This window comes from Oxynema mangrovii CENA135 (assembly GCF_016632315.1).
GTDB classification, from domain to species: Bacteria; Cyanobacteriota; Cyanobacteriia; order Cyanobacteriales; family Laspinemataceae; genus Oxynema; species Oxynema aestuarii.
Genome location: NZ_JAEOXH010000001.1, coordinates 2,866,015 through 2,878,613, shown reverse-complemented (window position 1 = coordinate 2,878,613; position 12,599 = coordinate 2,866,015). Strand labels below are relative to the sequence as shown.

Annotated in this window: 10 protein-coding genes; 5 read left to right on the top strand and 5 right to left on the bottom strand. The window is 49.0% G+C overall.

Features of this window, described 5'->3' with window-relative positions:
* Positions 1-3 precede the first annotated feature (3 nt).
* Positions 4-948 carry a hypothetical protein gene (locus JJD41_RS11250; protein ID WP_200665992.1) on the top strand — a complete coding sequence of 315 codons (945 nt, stop codon included), beginning with the start codon at positions 4-6 and terminating at the stop codon, positions 946-948.
* 279 nt (positions 949-1,227) lie between these two features.
* Here JJD41_RS11250 and JJD41_RS11245 read toward each other — a convergent pair whose 3' ends face one another.
* Positions 1,228-2,922, bottom strand: coding sequence for an NAD(P)H-quinone oxidoreductase subunit 4 (locus tag JJD41_RS11245; protein ID WP_200665991.1), 1,695 nt, complete (start codon positions 2,920-2,922; stop codon positions 1,228-1,230).
* Between the two features lie 237 nt (positions 2,923-3,159).
* Between JJD41_RS11245 and JJD41_RS11240 the strand changes: the two genes are divergently transcribed.
* From JJD41_RS11240 to JJD41_RS11230, 3 genes are all read left to right on the top strand, one after another.
* On the top strand, positions 3,160-4,233 hold the full coding sequence (locus tag JJD41_RS11240) for a tocopherol cyclase family protein (protein WP_200665990.1): 1,074 nt from the start codon (positions 3,160-3,162) through the stop codon (positions 4,231-4,233).
* Positions 4,234-4,451: 218 nt separating this feature from the next.
* Positions 4,452-5,666: an RNA-guided endonuclease InsQ/TnpB family protein gene (locus JJD41_RS11235; protein ID WP_234488593.1), complete on the top strand. Its 1,215-nt coding sequence runs from the start codon at positions 4,452-4,454 to the stop codon at positions 5,664-5,666.
* Positions 5,667-5,800: 134 nt separating this feature from the next.
* Positions 5,801-7,513 carry a SpoIID/LytB domain-containing protein gene (locus tag JJD41_RS11230; protein WP_200665989.1) on the top strand — a complete coding sequence of 571 codons (1,713 nt, stop codon included), beginning with the start codon at positions 5,801-5,803 and terminating at the stop codon, positions 7,511-7,513.
* Positions 7,514-7,928: 415 nt separating this feature from the next.
* Here JJD41_RS11230 and JJD41_RS11225 read toward each other — a convergent pair whose 3' ends face one another.
* The gene (locus JJD41_RS11225; protein ID WP_168568411.1) at positions 7,929-8,228 is read right to left on the bottom strand and encodes a ferredoxin; all 300 of its coding nucleotides are present in this window, start codon (positions 8,226-8,228) and stop codon (positions 7,929-7,931) included.
* A 383-nt stretch (positions 8,229-8,611) separates the two neighbouring features.
* Here JJD41_RS11225 and JJD41_RS11220 point away from each other — a divergent pair, with 383 nt between their 5' ends.
* Entirely contained in the window at positions 8,612-9,589 is a 978-nt protein-coding gene (locus JJD41_RS11220; RefSeq protein ID WP_234488592.1) for a Gfo/Idh/MocA family protein, read from the top strand.
* Positions 9,590-9,687: 98 nt separating this feature from the next.
* Here the strand turns inward: JJD41_RS11220 and JJD41_RS11215 are convergent, their stop codons facing one another.
* The 3 genes from JJD41_RS11215 to JJD41_RS11205 form a co-directional block, all read right to left on the bottom strand.
* Positions 9,688-10,731, bottom strand: a complete 1,044-nt coding sequence (locus JJD41_RS11215; RefSeq protein ID WP_200665988.1) for a protein-glutamate methylesterase/protein-glutamine glutaminase — start codon at positions 10,729-10,731, stop codon at positions 9,688-9,690.
* A 487-nt stretch (positions 10,732-11,218) separates the two neighbouring features.
* Entirely contained in the window at positions 11,219-11,848 is a 630-nt protein-coding gene (locus JJD41_RS11210) for a chemotaxis protein CheC (RefSeq protein WP_168568408.1), read from the bottom strand.
* Between the two features lie 5 nt (positions 11,849-11,853).
* Positions 11,854-12,213, bottom strand: coding sequence for a response regulator (locus JJD41_RS11205; RefSeq protein ID WP_168568407.1), 360 nt, complete (start codon positions 12,211-12,213; stop codon positions 11,854-11,856).
* Between the last annotated feature and the right edge of the window lie 386 nt (positions 12,214-12,599).

The window sequence follows — 12,599 nt, the reverse complement described above, 5'->3', positions numbered from 1 at the left end:
ACGATGCCGAGAGAATTTTTATCCCGCCCGTCCGCCGCATTCCAACCACCCGCCAATCAATTGCGATCGCGTCCTTTCCCCCCGCCAACCGACACCCACAATGAGACCGAACCGGGGGCAAACGTCGAATCCAAAGGACATCAACTCGAACAGATTTCCTTTGCACCGCCTTCGACTACTAATTCGCTACAAACAAAGATCGATACTTGTCCCAGCTCAATTATTCAAAGAAATCATAGCAAACCAAAGAAATCTCAACAAAAACGCTCGAAAAAGCAGGTTGGTTTAGTCAATTCAACCACTAATAATGGAGTTAAGAAACCAAAAATATCTAAACCGCAAAAAACGAAAAAATATAAAATCGGAATGCATGGAGCTAAAAAATCCGAACAAAAACGACTTTCTTCCCTTTACAATATAAAAATTTCTGGAGATAGCCATGAATCTGAACATACTATTGGTTTTGAACCTCTCAATCAAACTTCTGGACTCAAAAGAGGTACGGCAGGTCGAGCGAAAGAACTAGAAAATCAAGCACCTGCCTATCAAGAAATTAAATCATCTCACCGCAATCATATCGGTACGGGCAATAGTAATACACTTGATGACTCCGGCTTTAATTCATCAAGTTATCGAGAGACACAAAGAAATTTGATTGAATCTGGTGATATCAGTAGTGCTGTTCAAAGTAATCAATTAGGCTATGCGTTTCAATCAGATTTTCAAACTTTGTCACACAGTAAAGAAGGACAAGCGGCTAATGATTCTTTTTTAAACATGGTCAAAAATATGGACTTATTTACGTATGCACAAAACAATAATAACAAAAACGTCAAGGTATCCCTACAACAAAAAGTCGAAATGATTGCTAGCCGTAAAATGGCTCAACTTGGGCGATATTTAACCAAGCAAGAAATTGGTGAAATTTATGCAGAACTATTGAATTAGCTGTTGGCGATCTCTTTTAATCTTCAGTTCCCAAAGAATTGACCGTAGTGCGGCCAATTTTCTTGATTGAACGGCGATCGCCTTTTCATACATAATTAATTTACCAATTCCACCCTGAAATTCAACCGCTTTGTTGCGATTCAGTTTGGAATTGGGATTTTGTGGTGCAATTCAACATGGATCGCCGTCAAAAAAAACCCCCGGATTCTCTAACCTCGTCCTCGATATCGCGGGACAAATAACGGAGAATCTGGGGGAATGACGCTTACAAAAACACCCTTAATCGAGGGTGAATTCTGCCACTTTTTTCAACGATGGCGCCGTGGACGAATCGCCGATCGCGATCGCCGATTGCTGGCGGAATTCCGTATAAGCTTGGGTCACTTGCCCGTTAATCGCGACGGTCGTCGTATCGTACACTTGCATAGCTAACTTCGGATAACAACCGATCCCCAAACTCAACACCAAGAAACATACGGCGATCGCCACCTCGCGGGGGCGACTGTCTCCGAATCCGGCTTCTCCCGGTAAAACGCAATTCGTCCCGAAACAAACCGCCGCTTGGTTTTCCATGAAATCTTTGCGTAACTCGGGATCGGTCAAATCGCACGAGGGGATTTCCTGAGACCCGTAGAAAGAACCGTAAAAGACCTGGCGAACCATCGAAAGCATGTAAATCGGCGTGAGAATCACCCCGACTGCACCGAGGAACACGATCGCCATTCGGAAGCTAACACTGTAGAAATCGCTGGTAGCAATCCCGATAAACACTGCCACTTCACTCGCAAAACCGCTCAATCCCGGCAGCGCCACCGACGCCATCGCGCCCATACTGTAGAGGGCGAAAACTTTCGGCATCAGCAAACCGATCCCACCCATATCTTTCATCGTCATCGTTTGGGTGCGATCGTAGGTGACCCCAGTCAGGAAGAATAACACCGACGCAATTAAACCGTGAGACAGCATTTGCAGCATCGCCCCATTCACCCCCAAATCGGTGAACGAACCGATCCCGATCAACACGAATCCCATATGAGAAACCGACGAATAAGCCAAACGCCGTTTCATATTGGTTTGAGCAAACGAACTTAAAGCCCCATAGACGATATTGACCGCGCCGAGGGTGACTAACACGGGCGCAAAATACACGTGGGCGTCGGCAAGTAGGCCCATATTGAAACGCAGCAAGCCGTAGGCACCCATCTTGAGCAGCACTCCGGCCAAAATCGTCGAAACCGGGGCAGAAGCTTCGCCGTGGGCGTCAGGAAGCCAAGTATGGAAAGGGAAAGCGGCGAGTTTGACGCCGAAAGCGACCACCAACCCGAGATAGAGCGGAATTTCGAGGGCGAGGGGAAAGTTGCGCAGCCCCAGTTCGGCGATGTCAAAGGTGATCGGACCGCCACCGGAGAGGGCTAAACCGAGGGCGGCGATCAGGATGAAGATCGAGGCGGCGGCAGTGTAGAGTAAGAATTTAGTCGCGGCGTACTGCCGTTTGGGGCCGCCCCAAATGCAGACGAGTAGGTAGACCGGGACGAGTTCGAGTTCCCACATGATGAAGAACAGCAGCAAGTCTTGGGCGATGAAGACCCCGACTTGTGCGGCGTATAACACCAACATGAGGAAGTAGAACATGCGCGGCTTGCGGTCTAATTGCCACGCAGACAGCAGGGACATACTGGTGACGAATCCGGCGAGGAGAACCAGAGGCATGGAGATTCCATCGACGGAGACGGCCCAGTTAATCCCGAGTTGGGGAATCCAGCTATATTTCTCGACAATTTGAAAGCTGGAGAGTAAGGGGTCGTAATTTTGCCAAAAAACGAGGCACATGAGGGCGAAATCGGCGATCGCCACGCCACAGGCGTACCAGCGCAGTACCTTGCCATCGCGATCGGGGATTATCGGGATCGCGCAGGCGGCAATGAGAGGAATGGCGAAAATGGTGGTTAACCAAGGAAATGAATCCGCAAACATTAGGATGAGGTATGAGTTATTCAATGGGCGGGTTTAAAAAACCTTGAAGCTATTATCCATGTTTTTATGTTTTCTTAAACGTGCGATCGCCAAATTAATTTTGTGACCGCCACGGAAAAGTAATTACTAGGGTGGGCAATATTGCCCACCCTAGTGAAATTTGCCGACGACGATGCATTTTACGACGACCATGCATTTTAAAAGAGAAACAGCTTAGAAATCGAAATAACCTCAATCATGTCTGACTGGAAAACAGTGCAAACCCCCCATAGCGGCTATCACTGGGACGGGAGCGATCGCCGTTTTTTTGAAGGCTGGTATTATCGGGTAACCCTTCCCGACATTAACCAGACCTTCGCCTTCATGTACTCCATCGAAGATCCCGGCGGAGGGTCGCCCTACAGTGGCGGCGGCGCCCAAATCCTCGGACCCGATGACGGCTATCTCTGTCGGACCTTTGCCGATGTCGGATCATTTTGGGCGACGGCGGATCCTTTGGGGTTGGGTCATTGGAAAGCCCACGACAGCAGCCTGACACCGCAATGGTTAGAACCGGAAACCTTCGATCGCCACGTCCGCGAAGGCTATCAAGCAACCGCAACCTGGCACCAAGGTAAACTCGAAGATCCCGGAACGGGAAAATCTTGTCGCTGGCAATATGCGATCGCGCCAATATACGGCTGGGGCGATCGCGACGACGTCCAGAGATCGAGTGGCGGATTGCTCTCATTTTTGCCCATTTTTGAACCCGGATGGCAAATTTTGATGGCTCACGGTTGGGCCACCGGGTGGATTGAATGGAATGACAAGCGTTACACCTTTGACAAAGCCCCCGCTTACGGCGAAAAAAATTGGGGGGGGTCGTTCCCGGAAAAATGGTTTTGGCTCAACTGCAATAGCTTCGACGGCGAACCCGATTTAGCCTTAACCGCAGGCGGGGGAAGGCGCGGCGTCTTGTGGTGGATGGAGTCCGTCGCCTTGGTGGGGATTCATTATCGCGATCGCTTTTACGAATTTGCACCGTGGAACGCGCGCGTCCATTGGCGCGTAGAACCGTGGGGAAAATGGATCGTGACCGCGTGCAACGACGACCTCGAAGTTAAACTAGTCGGCACCACCACACGACCGGGAACCCCATTAAGGGCGCCCACGCGGGAAGGCTTGGTCTACGTCTGTCGCGATACGATGGCGGGTCAGTTGCGCTTGGAAATGCGATCGCGCCTTGACGGAACCATCTTGCTCGAAGCGACGAGTTCCTCCTGTGGCGTAGAAGTCGGCGGCGGACCGTGGACGGACACCTGGATCGGCTGACGGGGCGAACGGCGAGAATCAGCCGAGCTTCTTATACTGTTCAAGGGTTAACTACAGAAGCCGAAAACTTACCCAATCTTACTCAATCTTACTCAAATCGTGAGAAATTCCCGGAGCATTGACCAATATTTCTAGAAACTGAATTGTTAATAAAGTCATCAGTGGTGGTAAAATTAGCTCTAGTTAGGCGCCATTGGTAGCGTAGAGCATTTAACTCCATGTTATTAGGGTTTAAAACACAACTTAAAGTTAATCTTACCCAACGACAAAAACTCGCTCGTCATGCGGGAGTGGCGCGTCATGCTTACAATTGGGGTCACGGGTTGTGTTTAGGAATTTTATCACATAATGCCGATTGTAGTCCCGATGAAAAAATCAAATTTCCCACAGCTATTGACTTACATAAGTGGTTAAATAAGTTAGTAAAACCAGAGAATCTGTGGTATTACGAAGTTTCTAAGTGTGCCCCTCAATACGCTCTCAGACATCTCGCCCAGGCGTGGCAAGATTGCTTTAAAAAAAAGAAATCTAGACCTAAATTTAAGAAAAAAGGCAGACAAGACAGCTTTACTCTAGATGGAACCATAAAAATATTATCTGAAAATAAAATTCAGGTTCCTGTCATTGGAATTCTGAAAACTTATGAAAGATTATCGGGGAATTATCAACCCAAAAATGTGACGATTAGTCGAGAGGCAGATCGCTGGTTTATTTCGTTTAAAATAGATGTCAACGTGACCCCCACCGATAAGAAAACAGATGTAGTGGGGATAGATTTGGGGATAAAAGCGCTTGCCACCTTATCAACGGGAGTAAGTATAGAAGGAATAAAAGCATATAAAAAGCATTCAAATAAACTAGCTAGACTCCAAAGACAAGTTAGCCGAAAAAGTCTCGGCTCTGCCAATCGAAAAAAGTCCCAGCTTCAAGTCCAAAAACTCCATCGGAAAATCGCTAATCTCAGAAAAGATACGTTACATAAGTTGACCTCACAATTATGCAAGAACCACGCCGTTAATGTGATAGAAGACTTAAACGTATCAGGCATGATGGCCAATCATAAACTAGCTAAATCTATCGCCGATATGGGGTTTTATGAATTCCGACGGCAGATGGAATATAAGAGCCAAATATATGGGTCACAACTAATAATCGTAGACAGATTTTATCCATCTAGTAAAATCTGTTCTAATTGTGGAAGCATTAAAGACTCATTACTCTTATCAGAAAGACTGTTTGGTTGCGACCATTGTCATCTCAAAATAGACAGAGATTTAAACGCAGCCAAAAATCTGGAAAAAATAGGTCGAGCTACGGCCAAATTAACGCCTGTGGACAAGAGCGAGCCAACTCCCTTGGTAGAAGCAGGAAGTAAAATCGACTCAAACGTATTGTTCATCAAGCTTTCAGACTTGATGGGTAAGTTTGGGTAAGTTTTATCTAGCGGATTCACTCTCGACCCCACTCAACATCGAAGCGAGCGATCCCATCCTGACCGCTTTTACCGGTGATGAGATTTGCAAGCAATAGATCGTGTTTTTAGCCCTTTCGCCAACCGAGACCATCCATGTCCTATCGAGATCGCACTCAGGTTAACATCGCTCGTCTTGCCGGACTGTTTGCAGGGAGACGATCGCGCGATCGCCGAAAAACCCGGTGGCGGCGACTCTCCCTGACCGCCATCAGCGCCTTCACCCTCCTGTGTGGCGCGGCGACCTTCCCGGACGCGACCCGCGCCAGCGAGTCCAACCGCCTCATGGAAATCGGCGTCATCCAGCGTTTTGGGAGCAAAGAGACAAGAGACCTCATTGTTAAACCCCTTGCCGGAAATACCCTTTATTTGCGCTTTGAAGGCGGCGACGGCAATCCCAAAACCCTAGAAGCCGAACAAGTCAAAATCGAACTCGAAAACCAACCCCTCCCCCAACCGCAAATTGAGGAACGGGTCGTGTTGAGCATTCACCGCAGTTTCGAGAATGCCGAACAAAGCGCCCAAGAATGGCAGCAACAAGGGATCGAGGTCGAACTCGCCAGTCCCGGCGGGCGCTGGCAAGTCTGGGCGAAGCGCGACGTATACAATACGCCCCTATTGCGTCGTTTGCTCTTGCAGAGTTTGCAAACCAACGGTCACGAATTGACCTTTCTCAATACAGAAGTGAATAAGAGCATTCCTCACTTGAGTTGGACCCTCGACGGTTTTCGCTATCACCGTCGGTTTTTAGAAATTTCTGCGAGTAACGATCGCATCCAAGTCGCCAGAGGCGAGAAAGACCCAGAACCGCGACTGTATGGGGGCGAACTGCGACTGCAACCGGACGCTTACGGGACTTACACCCTCGTCAACGAAGTCCCGTTAGAAAGTTATTTGCGCGGCGTCGTCCCTCACGAAATCGGGGCGGGGGCGCCGGATGCAGCCGTGGAAGCCCAGGCGATTTTAGCGCGGACTTATGCGTTACGAAATTTGCGGCGCTTCGAGACCGACGGCTACGAACTGTGCGCCAGTAGTGCCTGTCAGGTGTATAAAGGGCTGGGGAATACTTGGGAACCCGCCGATCGCGCGATCGCCGCTACGGCGGGTAAAGTGCTGACCTACAATAACGAGCTGGTCGATGCGTTGTATTCTTCCACCAGTGGCGGCGTCACCTCTCCTTATACGGATATGTGGGACGGCAACGATCGCCCCTACCTGCAAACGCGCCTCGACGCCGTAACCAACATCTGGGATTTAGGGCGCAATTCCCTCAGTGACGAGCAGAATTTTCGCCGTTTTATCGGCTTGAAACAAGGGTTTAACGAAGACAAAACCGATTTATTTCGCTGGCGGGAAGAAAGCAAACTGGCGGACATGAATAAGGACTTGAAAGACTATCTCCAGTCCAAAAATCATCCCCTACGCAATTTTAAAACGATTCGAGAAGCACAAGTTGTCAAACGCAGTCCCTCCGGACGGGCGATCGAACTGACAGTCACCACCGATCTCGGTTCGGTGACCTTGCGAAAAGATGAAATTTTGCAAGGCTTTTACGCCCCGTTGAGTACCTTATTTTATCTCGAACCGATGTACGACAAAGATAAAAAGCTCGAAGGTTATGCCTTTATCGGCGGCGGTTTCGGTCACGGCGTCGGTTTGAGTCAGTATGGTTCCCACAATCTAGCTCGGTTGGGATGGACCAGCGATCGCATCCTTACCTTTTATTTCCCCGGAACCGAAGTGCGTCCCATCGATCGAGAAATTGTTTTTTGGCAAGATCCCCAAGGAGGTCGGGAGGAGAAATTTTAGAGTTTAGAGTTTAGAGTTTAGATTGAGTGAATCTGGAACGATATAGAATTCTCGCGACTCCCTTGCTACAAAATAGGGTTACCTAAAATAGGTAACCCCTAAAATTTGGCATTCCTCGTCCTTAAAGAGCGAGGATTCTTGGGCTGAATCTGGCCTCCACCAACCCCGAGCAAAATCGAAGGGCTAGTATAGGTTTTACCGTTTCATTGAAGCGTCCGACTACAGTTGTTACAGCAAGTCTGTTGACGGAACGACTCCCCAAGCGTGAATTCGGGTATGCCCTACCCTACTGTTCAATTCTTTGATTTTTATTTCTTCGCGATCGCCGCACGGGGCATCTGAGCGATTCTCCTGCGGCTGACGGGATCCTGAGAGCCGAAGTGGCGGCACCCAGACCGCTTGTCGTTCGCTATTCCTAGTAGAGAGCTTCTTCTTGGTGGGTTTCGATCGTGCAATCGGAAGTAGGGTAAGCGACGCAAGTCAAGACGTAACCCCCTTCGATTTGATCGTCATCTAAGAAAGATTGATCGGATTGATCCACGGTTCCGGCAGTGATTTTACCAGCACAGGTGGAGCAAGCACCCGCACGGCAGGAGTAGGGGAGGTCGATGCCTTGTTCTTCGGCAGCATCGAGAATGTATTCGTCGTCGGGAACTTCGATGGTGGTGTTGAGTCCTTCAGCTTCGTTAACCAGGGTGACTTTATAACTGGCCATTCAGTAATCCTCTCAAATTAATCGACGATAAAGATAAGTTTACCTAATACATAACTTACGGCTCAATCAAGAGGTAAGTCAAGTTGTAGGTTTCTCATATCATAGATAGTACGGGAAAAATCGAAGGTTGCAACCCCACTAAAGGCTGAGTTTTAAACAAAATTTATTATAAAAATTTCTAATTTCATCCTGATTGCTTATACCTATGCTGGTCCTTCTGTTGCCCGATCTCCGACCCACGATTCGCGATCGCCGCTACGGAGCCTAGAATTCAAGCTCGAACGGCGATCGGGCAAGACCAGATAAGTGGATAATGCACGTGAAAACAGCGATCGCCGCGCGATCGCCACTCAATCGCCACTGGATGGTTTATGAATTTGTCTATGAAAACTCCGATTACTGTCGGACTGGTCGGAACTGGATTTGCGGCGAAACTGCGCGCCGATTACCTACAACAAGACGATCGCGCCCGCTTGGTCGCCGTTGCGGGACACCGCGCCGAAAAAACTCGGGAATTCAGCCAAACTTACGGCGCTCAAGCCTTCGACTCCTGGGAAACCCTGCTCGATCGCCCGGATCTCGACCTCATTATTATCTGTACGATTAACCGCGACCACGGCGCGATTGCCCGGGCCGCCCTGGAAGCCGGAAAACAAGTCATCGTCGAATATCCCCTCGCCCTCGACCCCGGCGAAGCCCGGGCGATCGTCCAACTGGCGCGCGATCGCCGTCAACTGCTCCACGTCGAACATATCGAACTCCTCGGCGGCGTTCATCAAGCCTTCAAAGACGCCCTCGAAGCCGTCGGGCGCGTCTTTTACGCCCGTTACATCACCTTTTCCCCCAAACGCCCCGCCCCCCAAAAGTGGACCTACCATCGCGATTGGTTTGGATTTCCTCTCGTCGGCGCCCTCTCCCGAGTTCACCGAATCACCGATGCCCTCGGTCGCGTCGCCACCGTAAGCGGACAGAGCCAATTTTGGGACGCCTCCGAACCGGGATTTTACACCGCCTGTTTGTGTGACGCCCAACTGCGTCTCGCCGACGGCGCGATCGCCGAAATCGTGTATGGGAAAGGCGATCGCTTCTGGAAAGCCGAACGAAAATTAGAAGTTTATGGGAGTAGCGCCACCCTCACGATCGATGGCGATACGGCACTCCTCGTGCGCGACGACCAAACCACCGAACTCCCCGTCTCTTCCCGTCGCGGTTTATTCGCCCGCGACACCGCAGCCGTCCTCGATACCCTCACCACGGGAAAACCCCTCTACGTCACCCCCGAACAAAGTCTCTATTCTTTACAAGTCGCCGACGCCATCCGTCAAAGTTGCGACACGGGACAGACGATCTTGGTAGATTAGCCGGAGGCGAGAAGGGCGTGGGAACCATTCCATAAAAAACAGCCAGAGAGTTCACCAATCCGTCTCCATCTCAACTCTCAACTCTCAACTCCCCCATCTCAAATGGAATTGAGAATCACTTGAGCCATCTGTTTTAAGGGAACCTGGCGATCGCTCAATCCCGCTTCTACCAGCGATCGCGGCATTCCGTAAACCACGCAACTTTCCTCGGCTTCCGTCACGATCGTGCCGCCTTTCGCCTTAATCCAGGCGGCTCCCTCCTTGCCATCGCAACCCATACCCGTCATCACAACTCCCAAGACCCGGGCGCCGAAAATATCCGCCGCCGAGCGAAACATGACATCCACCGAGGGACGGTGCAGGGTATCGAAGGGACGGGCATCGAGATGGACGCGAGTGGTCCCGTCCGAGTGAACCAGGAACTTGAGATGGCGCCCCGCTTTGGCGATCGTCACCAGACCGGGACGTAAAATTTGCCCTTCTTCCGCTTCCAGGACCGTCAGGGAGGATTGCTCGTCCAGACGGCGGGCGTACATGTCCGTATAGCCGACAGGCATGTGCAGCACGATCGCGATCGGAACGGGAAAATCGGAGGGCAACTGAGGAATCAAATTCGCCAAAGCTTGCGGACCGCCTGTAGAAATGCCGATCGCCACCAAATCCACCGATTTGTGAAATTGAGCCGAAAGCGGCGACGAAACTACCTGCGGTTTCACTTCAGTTCCTAATAAATGATGGGGGGCGATCGTGGCGGCTGCTTTCACTTTTTCAATCAGATCGTCACTAATTTCAAAAATTTTTTCTGTCGCTAACGCCGTCGGCTTGTGAACGAAATCTACCGCTCCCGCTTCTAAAGCAGCGAGAGTTTTTTGGCCATCTTCACTGGCAATACTGACAACAATTGCCGGAATCGGTCGCTTTGCCATTTGCTGGCGCAAAAACTCCACCCCGTCCATTTCCGGCATGATCAAATCTAAAGTCACCACGTCTGGGTTGAGTTGTTCTACCAGTTCCAATGCTTCTTGACCGTTATGCGCCGTCCCTACCACTTCAATAAACGGACTGCGATACAACATTTCTTTAACCATTTTACGGACGTAAGCAGAATCGTCCACAATTAGCACTTTGATGATTTGATTCATGTGTCACTGGCCTAATTAGAGAAAATATTAGAGAAAATAAAACATCTCAAATTGATTTGAATGATGTTGGAGGACGGTAGACATGGCTCGCCTTATCCGAGTTGTTGCAGACTTATTGTAGGGGCGATCGCGGAGCGTGGATCGAGGAGAATCGCCCTTCTAGGAATGAAAATTAAAAATCTTCTTTAAAATGCTTGAAAAACCCATTTTCATCGATTTAAATCCGCCATTTACAAATTTAAAGGATAATTGAAAGTTTTCTTCTAATTGACTTTTCAGATCTTGTTGTTTTTTTGTTATTTTCCCTCAGATCGCCTGTGACCTTTTATAGAATTGGTTTACATTTTCAATGAAATTCCTATATCTTGAGAGCTATGATTTCCCAGGAGTTCGACGGTTGGAAAATCCCTCGGTTATTAAAACTCAGTTGAATTGCTCTGTTCGAGCGATCTAACCCTAGATTTGTTCCGTTAACTATCGATTGCGATTAAGTTGGCAATTCCCCCGATTGCGACCAAGTATCGATCGCCTCAAGAAATGAATCTAAAGACAGAACCCCCAAAACAATTAATAAATATCCATTGACAGAACTATCGCGCATTGTGAATTTCGTATAAACCACGAGGGCGTATTTCATTCCCTCATCGCCGATGGTCAGGGAATCGAGTAAAACACTGAGGGCTTCGAGATGCAAACTCGGCACGGAAAAAGAGATATAAATCTTGAGAAGATTACCGAACACACTCAAACAAGCATTGAGCAAAATATTACCAACTTCCGTCAAAACTTCACAGGCGGAAGCGTCGAGACGGTGACTCGATGGGTAATCGTGAGGCAATAGCAAATCGGTAAGCATCATTGCCCCTTCGTAGTTCAAAACTAATAAAGCATTTCCGGCGATCGACCCGTTGAAAATTTGACTGACTGTTGCGACTTCTCCTTGAATAAAACTGCTGAGTTCTGGTAAAAGTTCTTCCATCGGATGGACGGAAACTTGGGGAGCATTGAGTAAAATGCGATGTCCGGTCAAGTCCGATAACGATGCTGCCGTGCGAGCAAAACCGATATTAATTAACTCGGTAACTGCATCTTGCTGCTGTTCGTTAAGTATGGTCATGGTGACTAGCCTCCTAAAACGCCATTGACTGCATCGATCACTTTGGTGGCCATAAATGGCTTGTTAATAACGGCTTTTGCTCCGGCTTTTTCCACTTCGCATCGCGTTATGTCTTGAAGGTCCGCAGTCGCGACAATAATTTTGGCATCTCGATCCATTTGACATAACTGTTCGAGTACTTCAAGACCCGGCATTCCCGTCATGACTAAATCGAGCAGAACTAGATCGGGTTTTTCGATAAAATACTGTTCGATCGCCATCAGTCCTTCGGATGCTTCTAGGGTCGTATGACCCCGTTGTTCTAAAATTTGACGTAACATCCGGCGAGCCAAACTCGAATCATCTACAATTAAGATTTTAGCCATTGCAACAATCTCCAAAATAAAAACATTTTTGGGACATTGGCTGGAATGAGACTCGAACCTACGATCGACGTTGAGATTGCCAGAATCGGGAGGGTTTACGGGGGGGATTGTTAAGACAATGGTTCCCCAGGGGTGACTGAAAAAAGCGAAAAGAGTGGGTGCGTTCGCGCGAAAATTATGTAAAATTGATGTCCTCAAGTTTCGTCTGAATGCACCGCAGCGAGAAGAGAAAATGTGGTCGGATTTCCCAGTCTTAGTTTTCCCGAATTTCCCGGGAATTCATCGGCAATTATCATCAATCGGCGATCGATCGCTCGTTCTCAATCCTTTTCCCGATGAGTACGAGGACTTTTCAATCCTCAAGCCACGTCGAGTGTCGAAGACGG

What these genes read in the sequence shown, in the direction of transcription:
- JJD41_RS11245 (WP_200665991.1), bottom strand. Translation starts at nt 2,922, where the DNA reads ATGTTTGCGGATTCATTTCCTTGGTTAACCACCATTTTCGCCATTCCT.
- JJD41_RS11235 (WP_234488593.1), top strand. Translation starts at nt 4,452, where the DNA reads ATGTTATTAGGGTTTAAAACACAACTTAAAGTTAATCTTACCCAACGA.
- JJD41_RS11250 (WP_200665992.1), top strand. Translation starts at nt 4, where the DNA reads ATGCCGAGAGAATTTTTATCCCGCCCGTCCGCCGCATTCCAACCACCC.
- JJD41_RS11240 (WP_200665990.1), top strand. Translation starts at nt 3,160, where the DNA reads ATGTCTGACTGGAAAACAGTGCAAACCCCCCATAGCGGCTATCACTGG.
- JJD41_RS11225 (WP_168568411.1), bottom strand. Translation starts at nt 8,228, where the DNA reads ATGGCCAGTTATAAAGTCACCCTGGTTAACGAAGCTGAAGGACTCAAC.
- JJD41_RS11205 (WP_168568407.1), bottom strand. Translation starts at nt 12,213, where the DNA reads ATGGCTAAAATCTTAATTGTAGATGATTCGAGTTTGGCTCGCCGGATG.
- JJD41_RS11215 (WP_200665988.1), bottom strand. Translation starts at nt 10,731, where the DNA reads ATGAATCAAATCATCAAAGTGCTAATTGTGGACGATTCTGCTTACGTC.
- JJD41_RS11230 (WP_200665989.1), top strand. Translation starts at nt 5,801, where the DNA reads ATGTCCTATCGAGATCGCACTCAGGTTAACATCGCTCGTCTTGCCGGA.
- JJD41_RS11210 (WP_168568408.1), bottom strand. Translation starts at nt 11,848, where the DNA reads ATGACCATACTTAACGAACAGCAGCAAGATGCAGTTACCGAGTTAATT.
- JJD41_RS11220 (WP_234488592.1), top strand. Translation starts at nt 8,612, where the DNA reads ATGAAAACTCCGATTACTGTCGGACTGGTCGGAACTGGATTTGCGGCG.